General features: G+C 62.5%; 16 protein-coding genes. 10 read left to right on the top strand and 6 right to left on the bottom strand.

Annotated features, from left to right (window positions below; all coding sequences use genetic code 11):
* The first annotated feature begins 104 nt into the window (after positions 1-104).
* Entirely contained in the window at positions 105-875 is a 771-nt protein-coding gene (locus ACYOEI_RS22905; protein ID WP_462851910.1) for a DUF4058 family protein, read from the top strand.
* Position 876: 1 nt separating this feature from the next.
* On the opposite strand, the gene ACYOEI_RS22910 is transcribed toward ACYOEI_RS22905, so the two are convergent.
* From ACYOEI_RS22910 to ACYOEI_RS22920, 3 genes are all read right to left on the bottom strand, one after another.
* Entirely contained in the window at positions 877-1,689 is an 813-nt protein-coding gene (locus tag ACYOEI_RS22910; RefSeq protein ID WP_462851911.1) for a glucosamine-6-phosphate deaminase, read from the bottom strand.
* Between the two features lie 174 nt (positions 1,690-1,863).
* On the bottom strand, positions 1,864-2,823 hold the full coding sequence (locus ACYOEI_RS22915) for a PIG-L deacetylase family protein (RefSeq protein WP_462851912.1): 960 nt from the start codon (positions 2,821-2,823) through the stop codon (positions 1,864-1,866).
* A gap of 331 nt (positions 2,824-3,154) precedes the next feature.
* Complete coding sequence (locus tag ACYOEI_RS22920; RefSeq protein WP_462851913.1) at positions 3,155-3,691, bottom strand: cyclic nucleotide-binding domain-containing protein; 537 nt, start codon at positions 3,689-3,691, stop codon at positions 3,155-3,157.
* A 282-nt stretch (positions 3,692-3,973) separates the two neighbouring features.
* Between ACYOEI_RS22920 and ACYOEI_RS22925 the strand changes: the two genes are divergently transcribed.
* Positions 3,974-5,524, top strand: coding sequence for a hypothetical protein (locus ACYOEI_RS22925; protein WP_462851914.1), 1,551 nt, complete (start codon positions 3,974-3,976; stop codon positions 5,522-5,524).
* Here ACYOEI_RS22925 and ACYOEI_RS22930 read toward each other — a convergent pair.
* A complete protein-coding gene (locus ACYOEI_RS22930; protein WP_462851915.1) occupies positions 5,432-6,964 on the bottom strand; it encodes a sulfatase family protein in 1,533 nt (510 codons plus the stop codon). The genes ACYOEI_RS22925 and ACYOEI_RS22930 overlap by 93 nt on opposite strands.
* A 437-nt stretch (positions 6,965-7,401) precedes the next feature.
* Between ACYOEI_RS22930 and ACYOEI_RS22935 the strand changes: the two genes are divergently transcribed.
* The 4 genes from ACYOEI_RS22935 (at position 7,402) to ACYOEI_RS22950 (ending at position 11,288) form a co-directional block, all read left to right on the top strand.
* Positions 7,402-7,620 (top strand): hypothetical protein, encoded by a 219-nt coding sequence (locus tag ACYOEI_RS22935; protein ID WP_462851916.1) that lies wholly within the window; start codon positions 7,402-7,404, stop codon positions 7,618-7,620.
* A gap of 712 nt (positions 7,621-8,332) precedes the next feature.
* A complete protein-coding gene (locus ACYOEI_RS22940; RefSeq protein WP_462851917.1) occupies positions 8,333-9,082 on the top strand; it encodes an SDR family NAD(P)-dependent oxidoreductase in 750 nt (249 codons plus the stop codon).
* A gap of 946 nt (positions 9,083-10,028) precedes the next feature.
* The gene (locus tag ACYOEI_RS22945; RefSeq protein WP_462851918.1) at positions 10,029-10,364 is read left to right on the top strand and encodes a hypothetical protein; all 336 of its coding nucleotides are present in this window, start codon (positions 10,029-10,031) and stop codon (positions 10,362-10,364) included.
* A gap of 222 nt (positions 10,365-10,586) precedes the next feature.
* Positions 10,587-11,288, top strand: a complete 702-nt coding sequence (locus ACYOEI_RS22950) for an IS5 family transposase (protein ID WP_462851919.1) — start codon at positions 10,587-10,589, stop codon at positions 11,286-11,288.
* A gap of 68 nt (positions 11,289-11,356) precedes the next feature.
* Here the strand turns inward: ACYOEI_RS22950 and ACYOEI_RS22955 are convergent, their stop codons facing one another.
* Positions 11,357-12,097, bottom strand: a complete 741-nt coding sequence (locus ACYOEI_RS22955) for a formylglycine-generating enzyme family protein (RefSeq protein WP_462851920.1) — start codon at positions 12,095-12,097, stop codon at positions 11,357-11,359.
* Positions 12,098-12,668: 571 nt separating this feature from the next.
* Here ACYOEI_RS22955 and ACYOEI_RS22960 point away from each other — a divergent pair.
* The 4 genes from ACYOEI_RS22960 (at position 12,669) to ACYOEI_RS22975 (ending at position 17,392) form a co-directional block, all read left to right on the top strand.
* Positions 12,669-13,319 (top strand): nitroreductase, encoded by a 651-nt coding sequence (locus ACYOEI_RS22960; protein WP_462851921.1) that lies wholly within the window; start codon positions 12,669-12,671, stop codon positions 13,317-13,319.
* A gap of 266 nt (positions 13,320-13,585) precedes the next feature.
* Complete coding sequence (locus ACYOEI_RS22965) at positions 13,586-14,392, top strand: transposase (RefSeq protein WP_462851922.1); 807 nt, start codon at positions 13,586-13,588, stop codon at positions 14,390-14,392.
* A 46-nt stretch (positions 14,393-14,438) separates the two neighbouring features.
* A complete protein-coding gene (locus tag ACYOEI_RS22970) occupies positions 14,439-14,621 on the top strand; it encodes a hypothetical protein (protein ID WP_462851923.1) in 183 nt (60 codons plus the stop codon).
* A gap of 452 nt (positions 14,622-15,073) precedes the next feature.
* On the top strand, positions 15,074-17,392 hold the full coding sequence (locus ACYOEI_RS22975; RefSeq protein ID WP_462851924.1) for a serine hydrolase: 2,319 nt from the start codon (positions 15,074-15,076) through the stop codon (positions 17,390-17,392).
* 1,472 nt (positions 17,393-18,864) lie between these two features.
* Here the strand turns inward: ACYOEI_RS22975 and uvsE are convergent.
* Positions 18,865-19,764: a UV DNA damage repair endonuclease UvsE gene (gene uvsE / locus ACYOEI_RS22980; RefSeq protein ID WP_462851925.1), complete on the bottom strand. Its 900-nt coding sequence runs from the start codon at positions 19,762-19,764 to the stop codon at positions 18,865-18,867.
* Between the last annotated feature and the right edge of the window lie 204 nt (positions 19,765-19,968).

Below are 19,968 nucleotides of genomic sequence, written 5' to 3' on the forward strand. Positions count from 1 at the left end.
GAAGGACACATAGGGAAGACGGTAAGTTTTCAAGATGTGTCGTAGTCGTTATGTTTTCTTCTGTGGTGAGCTCGCGGGTCGTCCTCGAGAATGGAGATGTGGTGATGCCTTCGCCATTTCCCGGGATGAATCCGTACCTTGAGCAGGATGATGTTTGGCACGATTTTCACGAACGGTTTTTGCCCCTGGTCGCCGAAGTCCTCGGAGCCCAGGTACAACCGAATTATATCGTGAAGATTGACGAGCACGTCTATGTTCACGAGATCCTGGCGGAGCCGCGCCGGTTCGTGGGGCGGGCTGATCTATCTGTCGGGGTGATGTCGCAAGGCCCCGGGCTTCAGGTCGGAGCTGGGGTGATCGACGCCCCGGTCCAGGTGCAGCCCCCGGATCTCGACGTCGAGCGCGTTTCGTACGCAGAGATCCGCGATCGCCGGAGCCGGGAGCTCGTGACGGTCGTCGAGCTCCTCAGCCCGTCGAACAAACGGCCCGGTCCTGATCGGGGACAGTACCTGGCGAAGCGAGGACGGCTCCTGGCCGGTGCCGTCCATCTCGTGGAGATCGACCTTCTCCGCGGCGGGACTCCGATGCCTGCCGAGGACCGGCCGGATTGCGACTACGCCGTTCTGGTGAGTCGACTTGAGAAGCGGCCGAGCGCCGACTTCTGGCCGATCCGGCTCCGGGAGCGCCTACCAACGATTCGCATTCCGCTCCGGAGCCCGGACCCAGACGCCCGGCTCGACCTGCAAGAGGTCCTCGATCGGATCTATGATGCTGCGGGCTACACCTACTACATCTACGAAGGAAGCCCCGACCCGGCGTTGTCCGTTGAGGACGTCGCGTGGTCGAGGCCATTCCTGCCGCCGGCGGGGGGATAGCTTACGCCAACCCCTTCGCGGCGGCCTCGTCGAGGTACCAGGTGACCTTGCGGGGGACGGACTGGAGGAGTGAGGCGGGGACCTCGGCGGTCATCGGTTCGAGGAGGGAGCGGCGGACGGCCTCGGCCTTGTTGGGGCCGAAGGCGGCGATGATGATCGAGCGGGCCTTGAGGATTGTCGCCACGCCCATCGTCAACGCGCGAGTGATGACCTTGTCTTCGCTGCCGAAGTCCTTGACGGCGTCGGCGCGGGTGACCGGGTGGAGCTCGATCAGTCGGGTGGGGAGCTTGCTGGCCTCCTCGACCGAGAGGTCGCTCGGCTCGTTGAAGCCGATGTGACCGTTCCGACCGATCCCCAGGAGTTGGAAATCAAGGCCACCGTCGGCCCGGATCCAGCGCTCATATTCGGCGGAGTGCTTGGCGGTCGCGTCCTCGGGGACCGTCCCATCGAGCACGTGGGCGCGGTTGGGGGCGAGGTCGATGTGGTCGAAGAGGTGCCGCTGCATGAAGGAGCGGTAGCTCTGGGGGTCGAGCGGGCTGATCGGGTAGTATTCGTCGAGGTTGTAGGTCGTCACATCGGCGAAGGAGAGTCCGCGCTCGCGGTGCTCCTCGGCCAGCTTGGCGTAGATCGCGATCGGGGTCGAGCCGGTCGCCAGGCCGAGGACGGCACGGCCTCGCTTGTCGAGGGCCTTCCGAATGATCCCCACGACCTGGTCGGCGGCAGCCGCCGACGCGACGGCGGGGTCGGCGAAGATCTGGACGCGTGCGCCGGCGAACTCGAGGAGGCGGGAAGGGGCGGGGGCGGGGGCGGGCATCGACGCGAAGACTCCGGAACGGGATGCACCCCTCCCGTCCGGACGAGGACCGCACGTCCGAATCGACTGCGGAGAGGCTCTGATCGAGCGGAAAAAGCGAGGCGGACCGGTCCTTAGACCGCGTTCGCCCGATTCGCGAGACCTCAACCGCCGAAAGGCCGCCCGTCCGAATTCTCAGACGGCGGCAACGGCGTGGGCCGAGGCGGGGGTGAGTCGTCCCTTCAGGAGCCCCAGGGCGATCTGGATCGGGTCGGTCGGCAACGGCTCCGGCTCGGATCCGCCGATCGAGTTACCACCGCCGTTGAAGTACTCGATCTGGAAGAGCTCGACGCCGACGAACCGGTCGTCCGTGCGGTGGGCCCGCCCGGCGAGGCTGTGCCCTTCGGCCCATTCCCGGGCCAGGGCGGCGTAGGCCCGGCCGAGGTGAGAGCAATACTTCGTGTAGTCGGTCAGCAGGACCTGCGACGCATGACAGGCGATCGCCCATTCCTTGGTGCGTTCGGCCTCGCCGTCGTAACTGAAGTAGGCGTTGGGTTGCGCAAGAGGGCCCCAAGGGGTCCAGCCGGTCAGGACCAGGGTATCCTTCAGTTGGGCACCCAGGAGGCCGACCGCCCCGAGGGCCCGGGTCATCCGGTGGGCGACGTGCGCGTCGGTCGCCGGGGGGAGGATCAGGGCGCCGGGCTTGCGCTGGATGAACCACTCGACGATCTTGTCGATGTCGGCGGGGGAGGGCTGGTATCCGGGCGAGCGATAGGCGTCGAGGTCCCAGCAGACCGCCTCAGCCCCGAGGACGTTGCACTCGAGCCGGAATTCGGACTCGCGGACGGAGACCTTCTTCTTGTCGTTGAGCCAGGGGGCGGCGACGTTCCGCTCGCCGGCGAAGACGAGGACCTCGATTACGGGCAGCCCGCGCCTGATGGCGTATTCGTGCATCAGGCACGAGGCGGTGATCGCCCCGTCGTCGGCGTGGGGACAGAGCATCACCAGGGGACGGTCGCGGCCAATCGCCTGGCGAAGCGACTCGCGGATGTCGACAAGACTGCCGTGAGACCCGGACCCCTTGACCGTTTGGAGCAGGCGCTCGAAATCGGGTTGCCAGTGGGTGCTGCCGGGGTTCGGGAAGGTCTTTTCCATCAGCGAAGATGCTCCGACGGGGTTGTCCCGAGTGCCCCGTCCGTGGCGTTTGCCGGCCAGAAGACCCGGCTCGAGCCAATCACGAGATGGTCTTCCGGTGCGAGGGTCAATCCGTGCCGCTCGTGGAACCGGCGACTCGGCGGGCGTAGCTGGGTGCGCACGAAGAGGTCATTTCCAGCCTCTCCTCCCACCTATTGTGAAGGCCAACCGCGACGTCGTCAACTCCCTGACTCATATTCGCCGTTCTTTCACGGAACGGCTCCGCCCGGTCGTCCGGAGGGTCGGACGGCCCGGCGGTCGTGCGTAGGCATATAAAACCGTGTGTGGACCCTTATTTATTCGAATCCTCGAAAAGCCTGGCCCGAAAGTCGGACCATTCGGTGATCTTGGGCGGGTCGTCGGCGTGTTTGGCGAGCGAGTCGGAGACCCGCCGATCGAGGATTTCGAACCGCTCGGCGAGGGTACGGACGGCCGCGAGGGCGAGGGCCTCGGCGGCGTGGGGGTTCTCGCGACGGAGCCGCTCGTGCGCGGTGTGGTTCAGGTTGAGGACGCACACGTCGGTCGTCGCCCGGACCGTCACGCTCGGCGGGTCGGGGCGGAAGAATGAGGTCGTGCCGAAGACCGCCGGTGCGCTCAGGTGGGCAATGGTTTCCTTCTGGCCCACGAAGAGTCGACGCTCGATCACGACGCTCCCCTCGATCAGGAATGAGAGGAGGTCGTTCGGCTGCCCCTGCTCCAAGAGCACCGCGCCCGAGGGGGCCCGGCGCGGCTCGAGGGCCTCGAGCAGCGCACGCCGGGAACTAGGCTCGACGTCGACGAGCATCGGGGCGGCCAGGAACCGTTCGGCGACTTGGTCTTCGACCACCATCACGTCCTCCTCGGAACTGACCCCGGCCCGGCGCCTCGGCGACCCCTCGCCTACCCACCACGCGGGCCCTCACTTCTTCTATTGTCGGGATCGGGCGGACTCCGGCAACCCGAACGGTTGTAACGAAAATCCGGTTTCGTCTTTTCTTGAAGTTTGTGCGGGCCCGAATTCGCCGGATATCCGCGCTAATCCTGCCGATGGAATATGGTCAAGAGAAGTTTTCGAAGGAATCCGGCCCCCCCGGAAGGATATAGGGAACGCCGCGAGGCGAAAGGAGTCGCCATGAGACGGTCGCGAGCCATCGCGGTCATCGGGCTCGTCGTCGGGTTTTCCGGGTGTGCCGGCACTCATCAGTGTGTGGTCTCCGGCCCCTACGCCGGTCCGGGACAGGTTGCCAACCAGGCGAGAGTCCAGGAGCCGGGCGGCCCGACCTGCTGCGCCGCCCACGCCCAAAAGCATTCTCATACGCTCGGCCAGACGCCCGCCATGATGGCCGCGAATCCGGGCCCGGCCCACGGTGCGGCCCCGGTTCCCGTCGCGGGGCGAGCCCCCGCGGCGACCGTCATCGCGTCCGCTCCGCCGTCCCCGTCGCCGTCCGAGCCGGCGACCATCCCGGTCGCGACCGCCGCCGCGACCGCGACTCCGGAATCCCAGCCCGCGAGCCCGGAGGCCCAGCCCTCGGCGCCGGAACCCCAACCCACGAGCCTGTTCGCTGCGACTCCGGAAGCGCAGCCGCCCTCGGCCCCGGTCGCTTCGGCGCCGGAATCCCAGGCCCCGGCCCCGATGGTCTCGATGGTTCCCGAGCCTTTGCGTTCGGGGCCGGTTGCGTCCGCGGCTCCGGAAGCCCGGCCTCCCGCGGCCACCGAACCGGAAGCCCCCGAGGCCGAGCCGGATCCGAGACGGCCGGTCCCCGTCCCCGCACCGGAGCCCACGCAGACGGTCAAGGCGAATGTCCCCGTGAGAGTCGTCGGCTACTCGCCCATGTTCGCCAACCCGGCCAGCGAGAAGCGACTCTGGGATTTCTCGCCGCCGGACCTCCTCGGCGTCCGGGACGAAATCGTGCCCGTCGCCGACTGGCCCCAAGCGCCCTCGCCATCACCCACACCGGTGCAGGTGAACAACCCCGAGATCCCGAGCAGCCTGCCGCTTGGCATGAATGCCCCGCCGCAGCCGGAACCTCGCAAGTCGTTCCTGACGAAGTTCTTCTCGTCCCTGTCGCCGCGTAACTTCTCGCCTCGGATGCGTCGGCCGAGCGTCAGCCAGAATCAGAACGGGTGGGGCCGCCGGAGCAATGACGTCGTCCAGGCGTCCACGGTCGTGGCCTCGATGTCCGGACCCGGGCCTGGCCCGATGGACGCGCTCTTCCCGCCGTCCTACCTCCTGACGTCCTCCGCGATGGCCTCGCTGTCGAGCCCGAACCTGCCGTCGCGTTCGATCCCCGCGGCCGGAGAGGTGGTCGCGGCCCGGACCTCGGCGCCGAGCATTCCCCTGGAGGCTGTGGCCAACAATTCGTCCCTGGCGGGCCGTCCCCGCTTGCAGACGACCTCGATGACCTGGACCCCCGGGCCGAGCGACACGAAGTACCCGGCGGCGAAGTCCGACAAGGGCCTCGTCCGGGTCTCGGCCACCGGACCCGCCGTCGCGTCCGCCAAGCCTGCGGCGAAGCCGAAGCCGGAAATGCCCGGGACGAAATTCCTCCGCCGGATCCAGGGGGCGAGCCGGGCGTTCTTCAACCCCGACCTAGTCCGGGGAGAAACGCGCGACGTCCCGAAGCGGAGTGATGGTGTCCAGCGAATCCCGGCCCACAGCTTCGACGAACCGTCGGAGCGTTAACTCGAGGTGCTCGGCGATCTCGGGATATCGCTCGATGACGTTATTCTGATCCCAACGATCCTCCGGCTTCCGATAAAGTTCGGGAGGTCTCGGGGGGTCGTCGGGATCGGTCTCCATCGGGACGACCAGGTGCCAGATGTGGGTCCGGAGCGCGAACTCCTCCACGTCCATCCCCATGCAGGCGTAGTCCCGGACCTTCGTCTGCTCGCCCCGGATCAGGGGTAACAGGTCGTGGCCGTGCACCTGGTTGCTCGGGGGCAGGCCGAACGCCGCGAGGATCGTCGGCAAGAGGTCGACCGTCTGCACCAGGGCATGGTGCCGGTTCCCCCCGAACCGGGCGCCGGGCATCCGGATGATCAGCGGGGTGTGGACCAACTCCTCGTACAACCACGGGCGGAACCGGCGCACATATCCGTGCTCTCCGAGCGGTTCTCCCTGGTCGCTCGTGAAGACGATCAGCGTGTCGTCCATCCGCCCTTGCGCTTTGAGTGCGTCGAAGAGCGTCCCCAGCCAACGGTCGACGAGCGTGACCGTCCCGGCATAAGTACGCCTGAGTCGGAGCAGCTCGGCCTCGTCGAGCACGTCCCCCACCGCCCCCGAAGGGACGTCGATGAGGACGCGGACCTCCTCCATATCCAACTCGGCGTCGTCCTCGTCCTCGACGAGGTCCCCTTCGTCCCCGGCCTCGAACTCGTCGGGCTCCGAGGCGGCATACTGGTCGCGATACGGCTGGGGCGGGTCCCACGGGCCATGCGGGCTGAAGAGGTCGAGCCAGAGCAGGAACGGGTCTTTCCCATCCCCTCGCCGCTCGAGCCAGTCGATGGCCGTGGTGATCGTGCGAGCGATCCCCGAGTTCTCCTCGACGTCCGACTGGAGCACTTTGCGATTCCTGAGGAACTGCTCCCAACGCCCTTTCCAGAGGGCATAGTCGGGGTCGTCCTCCGGCGGCAGCCTCAACCCGGGCTCGTCTCGGATCCGGATCTTCCCCGCCCGAGGGTCGCCAGGGGGCACCAGCGGGTCATACCCCTGGCCCCGGACCCAGATCACCTCGTCGAACCCTCGCCCAAACCCCTGACCTGCGTCACGGAGCAGGGGGACGTCGGAAATCAACGCCGTCCGGACCCCCTGGTTCCACAGCAGGTCGGGCAGGATCGCCTCGTCGGCCCTCAAGGGGGTCCACCCCTGCTCAGGGTCGGGGAACCCGTACCGACCGGTCCACCAACTCCGACGGGTTGGCAGCGTCGTCAGGTTCTCCGGAAAATGATGGTCGAAGACCACCCCCTCGGCCGCCAGGCGGTCGAGATGCGGAGTCTCGATCCAACCATTGCCGTAGGTGCCGAGGAAGCCGAGATGTAAGCTGTTGCAGACGACCACGATGACGTTCATCGCCCGATTGTAACGCCCCAGGCGCCCGGCGTCAGCATCCTCGCTGAGTGACACGATCCTGCCCCTCGCCCGTCGGCCCGTCTCCCCACTACCGAAACCCGGTGTTTTCCTCAACACCAGGTCTCTGCCGCCGTCAACGCTGAGCCTCTTCACGGGACCTTGCCGTTGCTCCTCAGAAACCCGGTCGACTCACGGGGCGAAAACGGTGCTGCGACCGGGGACGAGGGGGCGAGACCAAAAAGAGCCCGGATGACTGCATTGCCTGTCCTTCGTCTCCCACTTCTTGTCCTTCGTCTCCCACTTCTGCACGAACGATGACGAATTGCACTATAGTCATACGAGACACACTGATGAAACCACCCTTGTTCGCCAGAGGTCGCGACTGCAACCTCCTGGTTTTCCGAAGTGCTGACGCAGCAAGAGAATATATTGAAAATTTTGATATTGATGATCTAAACACATTTTGATGCGATGCCGTCGGGCGCCCTGTTTTGCTGGGAATCGATCAAAATGACACAAGGCGGATCTTGGTAAATGCAGCTGGAAATGAAGCAAAATATTCCGAAATGTTAGCAAAATATATTCGTGGTGACTTGAGAGCCTTGCGTCGGCTAGGAAAATGGGATCGTGATCCGGATTGGCTTGATAAAGCTGATCTTGAGGATTTGGTCGAAGAGATTTCTCAGTTTGGCATTGGTGATCCGAAGTGAGAGACAAAGGACAGGCATCGCGATCTCGGCGGTCGGCGTCTTGACAGTTGGCTTCTCTGTGGCTAGTGTTCGGAAGAACATATTGGGAGACCCTTCCGATGACGATGGCGCGTGCTCATCGGAAGCTCTCGTGGACAGTCAGCGCAGTCTTGACTGCTCGACGACACCGAGGCTGGTCGTCAAGACCGCGTAACCTGTCCTTGACGGTACTGATCCGCGGAGCATACGAACCGAGGTACACTCCACTCAGGAGGTTCGTAAATCGCCCTGGCTGTCTCCAGGGCTTTCGTTGGTAGGCCTTTTGCTTTGCATGTCCTTCGGGGCTTCCGCCATGATTTTCCCTTCGGGGCTTCCGCCATGATTTTCCCATGGCTACCACTTGCCCCAGACCCGCAAGTCGCAGGAGAATCGAGGAAGCGCGCGACAAAACCACTTCAACCGATTCGCAGGCGCGGGTCCTCGATGTGATCCCACGGAGATCTGTTCCTGTACGATTCGATATCAACCTCGACAAATCTCGTTTCGACCAACCGTGAATACCTGACCAAGAGGCGATTGACGGAGTCGAGAGTATCGTCCTCTGACCGCGGTTGCCCCAGGATCCTGAACATTTGGTAAGTCCTTGCCCTGCGAGCCTGCCGCCCTATGATGACCAGCGAATCGCAACAGACGCGGTTGCAAATTCGCAACTCTGACAATGAAGGTCGGCAATATGGCGAACGATCTGGCGAGCAAGGTGGCGGTGGTCACGGGAGCGTCCAAGGGCATCGGCGCGGCGATCGCGCGACACCTGGCCAAGGCCGGGGCCAGCGTGGTCGTCAACTACTCGTCGAGCCGCGAGGGGGCCGAGCGGATCGTCCAGGCGATCGAGAAGGATGGAGGGCGGGCCATTGCCGTCGGTGCGAACCTGGCCAAGCCCGAGGAGGTGGCCAACCTCTTCGAGAAGGCCCAAAAGGCGTATGGGCGACTCGACATCCTGGTCAACAACGCGGGGATCTACGACTTCTCCCCTCTCGAAGGGATCACCCCCGAGCACTTCCACAAGCACTTCGACCTGAACGTCCTGGGCCTGATCCTGGCGACCAAGCACGCCGCCGCCCAGTTCGGGCCGGATGGGGGCAGCGTCATCAACATCTCCTCGGTGGCCGGCACCAGTCCGATGGCCAACGCCTCGGTCTACTCGGCCACCAAGGCGGCCGTCGACGCGATCACGAAGAGCCTGGCACAGGAGTTGGGTGGGCGGAAGATCCGGGTCAACTCGATCAACCCCGGCCCGGTGATGACCGAGGGGACGTCCGGCTTCTCTGACGGCGAGATGTTCGAGGAGTTCGCGAGAAAGACACCGCTCGGCCGGATCGGCCAGCCCGATGACATCGCACGGGCCGTCCTGTTCCTGGCTGGGGACGATTCGGGGTGGATCACCGGCGAGGTCATCCACGCGGCGGGCGGCTTGCGCGGCTGACCAAGGGTTACTCCTAATACCGCCGACTTATACGCGTCATCGGTCAATCTCCTCGTTCCAATGGAGATTGACCGATGACGCGTACCCATTGCCAGAGCACGATAGCGTGAGCACCCGTCTGACGACTGGTCACTCGGGGAAGCAACTCGTTAGGCAGCGGGAGACTTGGCGATGGAGAAGCGCCTCAATCACCGGATGACCCTCGATAACCTTGCCGTCTCGGCGTGGAACTGGCCGGCGGTGGAGAAGCACGAGCGACGGTTGCTCCGGAAGCTGAGGTCGCTCGCCTAAACTCGCGCGGCGACCCAGGCTCGGCACGACGGTTCCTGGTACACTCGTTCGTTGCTCGAGCGGGCTGGCCGCTGAGCCATCGACCGCTTGGGTGGCGTGGAGGGCTCGCGGATGGTATGGCTGACCCGTCAATACTTCGGTGGCATCTGCGCGGGTTTCGGCAACGGGCTGATGCTCGGGACATGGCTGAGCTGGGGCTGGCACTCAGGGCTGGTGCTCCCAGGGTTATGGCTAGTTGCAATCGGTGCCTTCATCGCCCGCACTGCGCAGCGGGCAGAGCGTCGATCACCACCGAGTTTTATCTAACCTCGCACCGCGACGTTCGCCGGATCGCACAACGAAATGAGGTTACGGTTAACCAGGGTCTCGTCAGTGTGCACAGTGTGGCCGGCCCGTGCTTACGACCCTCGGTAGGCAGCCTCGATTTCGTAAGAGCTCATAGGCAGTTCACCCTGGAACCGAGGCGGGGAATTCTCGATTTAGCAACGGCCACCGGATACTCGTATGGGTGATCGAGTAAGATGATCTGGGCCGACATTCGGAACAGTGCCGGTTGCTGCCCGATGCTTGCACTTGACAGGGGTCCTTTGCGACGCAAAGCTAATTCTCCAGGCGCACTTTGCGCCTTCAGCATTTCCTCGCCGGGGCCGCGATCATGAGACTGCCGCGCCTTCGCGTCCGCACATGCATGGTGCTTGTGGGCGCCGTGGCCCTGCTCGTCTGGGGCGCGATGATGGGGCTGAGGTCGTACAACTATTTCCAGCTAGCCAGCTTCTACAGCTTCCAGGGGTATCATTATCGGGAAAACGCTCAACGAGACCTCGCTCGGGGCCGAACACGCTCCCTTGAGGCCAGATGGGGCATGCGCATCTCCGACTACTACAAATCCCTGGAGCGAAAGTATCGCAGCGCGATGTGGCGGCCCTGGCTTGCCATCGAAATCGAGCCCCCATTCTTTGACCCAGAACAATTGACTCCATTCGTCAACTAAACCGGAACCTCGATGGGTGGTCGTGCAGACGGCACCGAGCATCGGTTCCCATCTCGGCTTTGCAGAGGCAAGAAAGGCTGCTCAGAGTCGATCATGGATGTTTGTGTATCTCTCGTCCGTCCAATAGAAATCATTTAGAGTCTGTCCCATAAGGGGAATAATTAGGACGTGACGATCGTAGCACCTGTATGAAAACTCGCGACGATCCGCGCGACGTCACCGGTGCCCAGTGGGCTTTGGTCGAGCCCTTCCTCCCCCGCCGAGCCCGGCGGTGGACGGCCTCGCAAGACCGACTCGCGGGACGTCCTCGACGCGATCCTCTACATTCTCCGCACCGGATGCCAGTGGCGGTATATCCCGGGAGACTTGCCCCCCAAGAGCACCGTCTGGCGCTACTTCGATCGCTGGAGGGGCGACGGGACCCTGGACCGGATCCACGACTCGTTCCGTCGCAGGACGCGCACTGAGGAGAAGCCCTACCATCCCCGCACCTCGGCGAGCGTCGATAGCCAGTCGGTCGACGCGTCGTCCGGCGGCGAGCAGCGGGGCCGCGACAACAACAAGTACAGTGACGGGCCGAATCGCCATATCGTCGTGGATAGCATGGGGTTGCTGTTGGCCGTGTTGGTGACGGCCGCCTCGGTCGACGACGCGGTGGCGGCCCAGATCTTGTTCGCCCGGCTCGAAGGTCAGCCGATGAGCAAGGTCACGAGGATGTTCGCCGACTCGAAGTATCACAACTACGCCCTCTACGAATGGGTCGAGGGGCATGCGAAGTGGGAGATGGAGATCATCCGTAGGCCCGAGGGCAAGAGAGGCTGGGTTAAGCTGCCGATCCGGTGGACGGTAGAGGGGACGGCGGAGACGGACGTGACGCCAACGGCGGTCCAGGACGAGCGCATCGCAGTGGCCAAGGAGCAGTGAGCAGATCTACCACATGCGAGCGGGCTTCACATTACACGCCTCCTGTTCGATTAATCATCCGTTTGCGTTTAAGGTGAATCCATCGCGATCCTCAGGCCGAAGCGATCCGTCGCGAGCTCCTTCCAGTCGAAACTCCGGTAAGTCGATCGACACCGGAATGCGTTCATGTCCCAGGCCCCGCCACGGAGGCAGCGACGAGGCTGCTTCTCACCGTCCGTCATCCGGGGGCTACCATCGTCGGGGGCACCGGCATAGTCGCTGCGCCAGACATCGGCGCACCATTCCCAGACATTCCCGACGATATCGTGAAGGCCCCAGGGGTTCGGCCGCTTACAGCCAACCGAATGAGTCGTCTCTCGGCTGTTCTGGTCGAACCAGGCATAGTCACGAAGTTCCGCCTGGAGTGTCGTGGAAATATCGCTTTCGTCGTTGAACGGTCCCGCCTGCCTGAAGAAGAATTCGCCCGACGAGCCGGCGCGGCATGCGTACTCCCATTCCGCTTCGGAGGGCAAGCGGATCGGGTATCCATTCCGGAGGGTCAACACGTCGCAGAACTTGACCCCGTCGTCCCAACTGACGGACTCCACGGGATGATCGGGGCACTCCGCGAAACGAGACGGATTACCCCCCTTGACGGCCACCCATTGCTCCTGCGTGATGGGGTATCGCCCCAAATAGAACCCCTGTCGTATCTCCACCCGATGGGGAGGGGCTTCGGAGAACGTCTCGTTATTTGAACCCATGATGAATTCGCCGGGCGGTATGAACACTAGTTCAATGGCCGACGAACCTGCGATGATCTTTTCCATTGGGGCATTCAGGTCCTTACGCTCCGGAAATCCAAGCGTCAGTCCGCTGGTCGCATAGGAATGACTTCAGAGCGCGAACGCATGGCCGGCTTCTCATGCAATCCGGCAGGCCGTCCTGACCTCGACACTCTCTCCCTTGGCAGTCTACTCTTGAAGCAGCCTCAAGCCAACGGACTCACGATCGCATTCGGGTCCGATGCTACTCGCATTGTTCACTCTTGCGGCGTCGGACTCGCCAGCGGTTTGATCGGTTTGCCAAGCTCACGCCGCTCCCCCGCCTCCTGGACCGTTGCTTATTGGGATCAGGAGGCCGCAAATGGCTGGAGATCAGGCGTCTTCCCTGTCGGCGCGATACTCCTCATTTCTGCCATCCCACCGTCAGGTGGTAAGCGATCCGAAGGCCGCCAGTGTCTGCCCCCGCACCAGCTATCCTGATAGAATCAATCATGAATTCCGACGGCCTTCTCCGAATAGGCTCGGTATCCGAAGCCGACCATGCCTTGCTTCGGGGATAACCGCTTTATGGTGAAGGGCATGACTTGCACGCATCGCTTCGGCAGGAAGCCACAACATGTTTGACCTTGAGCTTGCGATCCGAGAGCGCCATTCGACTCGCCTGTTCACAAATCAACCGGTGCCGCGTGAATTGGTCGAGGAAGCTCTCGACCTGGCCCAGCACGCGCCCTCGAACTCCGACATCCAGCCGTGGCACATGGTGTTCGCGTCCGGGGAGCCTCGCGACCGGCTCGTCAAAGCCCTCGTCGAGGAGGCCCAGCGACGGCCACCCAATATCCCGCCCCTGCCCGAGGCATTTCGGCACTATCGGAGCGAACTAGGATCTCAGGTCTACGGGGCGATGGGAATCGCACGCGAGGACAAGTCGGGCCATGAAGCAGCCGTCTTGCGCAACTGGGAATTCTTTCGTGCGCCGTTGGCCGGCATCGTCTGCATGCATCGTGACCTCGGCACGGTGGACGCCTTGGGTGTGGGGATGTACTTGCAGACGTTGATGCTGGCCTTGACCGCGCGAGGGGTCGGGACTTGCGTCGAGGTCTCGATTGCGGGGTATCCCGAGATCATCCGAGCGCAACTGTCGATCCCGGCGGAGCTGTCGATCCTGTGCGGCCTGGCGATCGGCTACCCCGATCCGGACTTTCCCGCCAATAACCTGCAGGTCGGACGTGAGGCCATCGAGAAGAACGTGGTGTTCCTTGATGACTGATCAAGGGAACAGATAAGACAGGCATCACCCACCAGTGAAAGCTTGCTTCCCCAGCATCCTGGCATCACTGTTTCCATGAAACGGTACCTTGATTCAGAGAGGTATGGCCAGCCCCTCCGGATCGTTCAAGTGGGCTCAGATTATAAGCGGAGTCCACGAGGTGGTCCATGAAACAAAGGGCAGGCATCGCGATCTCGGGGGTCGGCGTCTTGACGGTGCCTTCTCCGTGGTTAGTGTTCTGAAGTGCACCCCAGGAGGCCCTTCCGATGGCGATGGCGCGTGCACATGTGGTGGATTCGACCGTCACCCGTTGGTATCAGTGCGTCACGCGCTGCGTCCGACTCGCCTTCCTCCTGGGGGATCCCGAGCACGGCCGCAAGGATTGGGTGGACCAGCGTCTCAATGAATTTGCGGAGATCTTCGAGGTATCGGTCGCGGCGTTCTCCGTCATGGATAACCACCGCCACGTCCTCGTCCGCCTGGACCCCGACGTGGCCGGGGGATGGACCGATGAGGAGTTCGTCCGACGCTGGGGGCAGTTCTTCCCTCCGCGTGATCGCTCCCGCAAACCGCTGCCTGTCTCCGATCAATGGGTCCAGGGACGGCTCGCTGACGCTGTCTGGGTGGCAATTTCGCGACGACGCTTGCAGAGCCTCAGTTGGTTCACGAGGTTTCTGAAGGAACCACTTTCGCGGCTTGCGAATTCTCAGGACGGTTGCCGGGGAGCGTTCTTCGAGGCTCGCTTCAAGCGTGCGGGGATCCTCGATGAGGAGTCGCTCCTGGCGACCTGTGCCTACAGCGAGCTCAACCCGGTCGCGGCCGGCCTCGTCGACGTGCCCGATACGAGCCCGCACACCTCGATCAAGGAGCGAGTCGAGCACGTGAAGGAGCAAGATCGGCGCGAGGGCCTCGAGGCGTCCCGGGGTGACAGCGTGGCCGAGTCGGAAGCCTCGACAGGTCTCGAGGTCGCGCGATGGCTATGTCCCGTCGAGGATCGTCGCCCGCTTGATTCGCCCCGGGGAGGGGATGCTGGAGGGTTTCCCGCTCGGGAGCTACCTGCTCCCGGTCGATGACACCTCCCGGCTCTTCCTGTAAGGTAAGGCGAGGGTAGTCCGCGAAGTGTCCGAGATCCTCGAACGGTTGGGTTCGAGCGCGGAGACCTGGCAAGCGCGGCTGGAGGGGTTGAGGAAGGGTCGGCTGCTCGGGCGATTCCTGGCGTCGAGCCGGTCGCGTCTCTCGGATGTCGCGGCTCGTCTGGGCCTGGGTCGGGTGGCCAATCTCAACGGCTGCCCAGCGATCTGAGTGTCGGACCGAGGCCGAGCGCGACCCGCCGCATGGTCGGTGCGGTCGCGTCGAGCGCGGCCGGGTCCTTGGGATCGCTGGATCCTCGGAGGAGGCGTCGCGTCGTCACGGGTGTCGGGCCTCCGATCGGCGGAGCATACGACCCGAGGTACACTCCACTCAGGAGGTTCGTAAGTCGCCCCGGCGGTGTCCGGGGCTTTCGTCGGTAGGCCCTTTGCTTTGCATCTCCTTTGGGGCTTCCCCTTCGTGTGCCTTTGACGAGGCGGGACGTCAAGTCTGCTTTGCCCGTCCTTTGTGTGCCGATCGTTCAAAGTTTTGCTGCGGACTTGTGTCGTATATGTACGACTCCTGAATTAGCTTCAGCGAACCACCGTCGACGCTCGCAGGCGACCCCAAACCGCTCCGATGGCCACCGTCTCCGGTGACCGTCTCCCAATGAGGAAGCTGCACTCATGAACGTATGTAATCGTAAGTTGTCTGTCGATTGGCGCCTTGTTTCCCTCGTCGCCGCAACAATGTTCCTCGGGTCGAGCCCGACATACGGCCAGAACGGCTCGGTCGGCGTCGCCTATCCGGCGACAGGGATCATAATTGACGGCGATCTGAGCGACTGGCCGAAGAATGCGACGACTTATCCCATCTCCCGCGTCGAATACGGCGACAAGCTCGCCGGCAAGGACGACCTCAACGCGCGGTTTCGGATGGCGTATCTCGTCGCCGAGCACGCGCTTTATGTCGCCGTCGAGGTGAACGACAATTCGATCGTGCTCGATCATCCCGGCACGGCCGTTTGGGATGCGCAAGATGGCTGCGAGCTCTTCATCAACGCCGCGCACGCGGGCAGTGGTTCCGCTGTCGTCCAGTACGCCAGGTACGGCAACCAGAGCCAGGTCGTCGGGCCGTCGGGTGCCGCCGACAATGCCGCGAAGGTGGTCGTGGCACGCACCAATTCCAAGATGATCTACGAGTGGAAGATCGACCTCGGCGGCGAGGTTGTCGACGATCGGGTGATCGGTTTCGACATATCGGTTGGCGATAAAGATCAAGATGGATCATTCTCGTGGCTGGCGTGGGGGCCTGGCACGCGGAAGGTTGACATGCCGGACCGCTGCGGCGAGTTCATCCTCGTCCGCCCCGATACGAAGCTGGGCGAGGTTTCGGGCACGGTCGCCTGGAAAGGGGCGTCGGAGTCGAGCCTTCCGCCCCGAGTGCGGATCCAGTCGACCCGCTCGGCGTTGCTCTGGCGCGAGGCGATCGTGGATCCGGCGGGGGTTTACAAGGCGACGAGCCTTCCCCTCGGCCCGTACGAGATCCACGCCGTCGATTCGTCCGACATCCGCGTCGATGTGAAGCCGCACGTCGATGTCGAGATCAACGACGGAACACCGGCGAAGGCCGAGCTCCTTCAGGTCGTGCCCATCCCCAAGGTCCTGCCGATCCCCTGGCCCGGGCTGATCGGCAACGAGGGGGTGCTGCGGACTGCGGGAACGATCGACGCCGAAGCGCTCGACCGCGTCTTGAAGGCCTACCTCGACTATTACAAGATCCCGGGGATGTCGGTCGCCGTGATCAAGGATTCGAAGGTTGTTTATCATCGCGGGCTCGGCGTCAGGAACACGCTGACCCAGGAGCCGGTGACTGACGACACGGTCTTCGAGGCCGCCTCGATGACCAAGCCCGTTTGCGCCTACATCGTCCTCCGGCTCGTCGATCGCGGCGTCCTCAAGCTCGACACGCCGCTCTACACCTATCTCCCCTATGAGGATATCGCCTACGACGACCGCTACAAGCTCATCACTGCCCGGATGGTGCTGACCCACCGGTCCGGGTTCCCGAACTGGCGGAATGGAAAGCTCGACATCAGGTTCACCCCGGGAAGCCAGTTTTCCTATTCCGGGGAAGGGTTCGTCTACCTCGGCAAGGTCGTCGAGAAATTGACCGGCAAGACACTGGTTCAGCTTTGCCAAGAGGAAGTCTTCGCGCCACTGGGGATCGAGCACGCGTCGCTCGTCTGGACCGAAGAGATCGCGAAGCTGACGGCCACCGGTCACCGCGGCACCTCGCCGATGGCGAAAGGGAGGCCGAGCCAGCCCAACATGGCCTCCAGCCTGCACGTCGACGCCAAGAACTACGCCAAGTTCCTGATCGCGTACATCCAGGGCAAGGGGCTCGCGGAGGCCACAGCCAAGGACATGCTCCGTTCGCAAGGCGCGATACCCGACGATCCCAAATCGTCGTATGGCCTGGGCGTCAGCATCGGGCAAACCCCGGATGGAACCCACTACGGCCACGGCGGGGACAACACCGAGTTCACGAGCCATTCCGTGATGTATAAGGACCTCGGCATTGGCTACGTCTTTTTCGTGAACAACGAGGACGCCACCAAGGTCGCAAACATCTTGAACGCCTACCTGATCACCGGCAAATCGGGCCTGAAAAGCACCAAGCCAATCGCTTACACCCTGGGCAAGATCGACTCGAAGATTTACGACGCGTACGTCGGCCGCTACGCGATCAACCACGAAACGATCGTGACCGTTACCCGCGAAGGCGACAAGCTCATCGTCCAGCCGTCAGGCGACGCCAAGTTCGAGCTCTTCCCGTTTTCGTATTGGAGCGGATTCAGTTTCGGCGAGTCGGAAACCGTTTTCTTCCTCAAGTCGACCACAGACGCCACCGCCACGTTCGTGAAGGACGCGAACGGAAAAATCAGCCACGTCGTCCTCACTCGCGACGGCCGAAAAACCGAAGCGAAGCGGCTGGAAGACTGAAACCAGCCTTTCCGAAGCGGGTGGACACGGCGCAGAAATGGGGACTAACAAATATTAGATGCTAAAAGAATTTGTTGAGTCCCCTTATCTCAATCTGCCCTCTCGCAGTGCCGAGGCTGATCGTCATGACTGCTTCGCATGTCCTTTGTTTTTTCCCATCGCCCGATTGTAACGCCCCGGGCGTCCGACGTCAGCATTCTTGCTCAGCGAGACGATCCTGAACTCGACCGTCGGCTCGCCCCCCACTCCCGAAAACCGGTGTGCCTCCAATACCGGTATTCTGCTGCCTTCAACGCCGAATTCTCTCACGCGACCTCGCCGCCGCCCCTCGGAATCTCGGTTGGCTCATAGGGCAAAACCGGTACTGCGACCGGGGTAGTGGGTTCGATCCCTATAGAGTCCGGATGACTGCATTGCCTGTCCCTTTACGTCCCTTTCTGCCGACGCTATTCGTCAATACTGCGTAGCCTGTCCTCGACGGTCGTGCACTCCACTCAGGAGGTTCGTAAATCGCCACGGCTGCCTCCGGGGTTTCCGTTGGTAGTCCTTTCGCTTTGCATATCCTTTGGGGCTCATGCATCGACCGCTCATCGTGCAGATTCGGGGCCTGCCAGCCGGTCGTCGCCAAATTGGTTGTGATTTCTGGTGGAAAACCGTCGCGCCAGTAGACAAAAGGTATCTAGGCGATCACCTGGCGTCTACCCTCACTGGACGATTGGCTTTACTGTTCTTTTGCTTGGGCTCTGGCGTCGTGTCCGAGGTCGGGCTAACTGCGGCCGTACCTGTGCGACGGTATCGAAATAATATTCAATATTTGATATTTAAAAATTTAAAGTATTTTATAAAATATAACAATAATTTTGATTCAAGTTGTGTTATAAAAAATTAAATTCAATTTATATTAACGCATTATTTTGCGGACTCGGTTTCGATTCCTTTGTTTTCGCCGAAAGATGCCCAAAATCTTCGGCCGATTGGTCTAGATCGCCCGCCGAAAATCTGTCTATTGAATAATTGTAGTAAATATTATTGATTGCGTTGTGGGTTGTACGTGTTGCGATTGCGTCCCCCTATGATTCCGAAGTCGTCGGAAATGCAGGCGGCCAAATCAGGTGATCGCCACCGCGTATAAGCTTGGAGATAGGCGAGCTCCCGGATTCTTGTTGTGATCTCTTGAGTTCTCTCGTCGATTCTCTGAGAGATCTTCATTGCTTCTATAATTCGGAAGGCCCCCATCCATCTTGAGGAAAAGGATTCCTTGTCACGTTGATCAAGTGGCTCGAAAATGGCTATCTCATCCACTTTTAATGTTAAAGGACCGACTTCGCCAGCCTCGAGTTTTCGAAGGAGGTTCTGAAGAAAGTTAAAGATGATTATTTTTGAGATTCGACGAAATAAAAAATATCCGCAAGTTCAGGTGTTTTCGGAGGCGAAGCACTGGGACTTCGCTATGGCCCGCGTGTGTGGGGGGCTCACCGGTCGCGGAGCTCGGCTTTCAGCTTCAGCACGGCGACTTCCTTGGCTTTGGCTTCGACCTCGACGGTCAGGTCACGTCCCAACCAGCAATCTGGGAAATCGTTGACGTCGATGAAGTCGTGGTGCCGCTCAGTTGTGGGGCCGTCCCAGCCGTTGATCGGGCTGGAGAGGTGGAACAGGGGCTCGCGGGCCCAGGTCGCGACGGCCTGCGCCGTCGCGTCTTCGACGGAGAGGCCGTCCGCGAGGCAGCGGTGGTGGTGGACGTCGTAGACGAACGGGAGGCCTTCCGCCTTGCACAGGGGGAGGAGGTCCGCGGGAGTGTAGGTCTTGTCGTCGTTCTCGACGGTCAGGCGGCTTCGGGCTCGATCTGAGAGCCGACTGAGGTTCCTGCGGAAGTCGTCGAGGGCCTTGGGCTTGTCGCCGTAGGCGCCCCCGCCGTGGATGTTGACCACTTCGGCGTTGACCCACTCGGCGACCTCGGACTGGTACTCCAACTCGCGAATTGAGGCCTCGACGACCTCGGGGCGGGGGGAGTTGAGGACGACGAACTGGTCGGGGTGGAAGCACGTCCGGATCCCCGAGCTCCTGGCGAACTCGCCCGCCTCGCGGAACCGGCGCTCGACCTCGTCGCCTTCGGGGAGGTCCGACACCGCGTAACCGAGGGTCGGATGTGACTTCAGTGGTAGGATCTGGCTGTTGATCCGGAAACACCCGATCCCCTCGCGTTCGCAATACCGGAGCGCCGCCAGCAACGCGTCGGCGTTGGCCAACGCGAGGCCGGCGATTTTCGCCAGGCCCTCGGCGCGTCCCATCCGGCCGACGGAGGTCGCCGTCGTGTTCGAGAACTTGATCGGCTGGTCTCGGAAGATGCAGCAGAGCCCGAGTCGAATGCTCATGTCCGATCAAAACCCCGTCCTGGGTCGCGTTTCGCAGGAATCCCGCAGGGAATCAGGATATCCATCTGCATCGTTGAGTACGACGGGAACTTCGGCACTCGACGCCGAGCCGAAACCCGGTTTTCTCAACAATCGGGTTTCTGTGCGAGGGACGACGACGTCCCGGGAGGGGCTGCCCAGGTGGAGTGGGTCAGAAACCCGGTT

It is taken from the genome of Singulisphaera rosea, assembly GCF_054877945.1.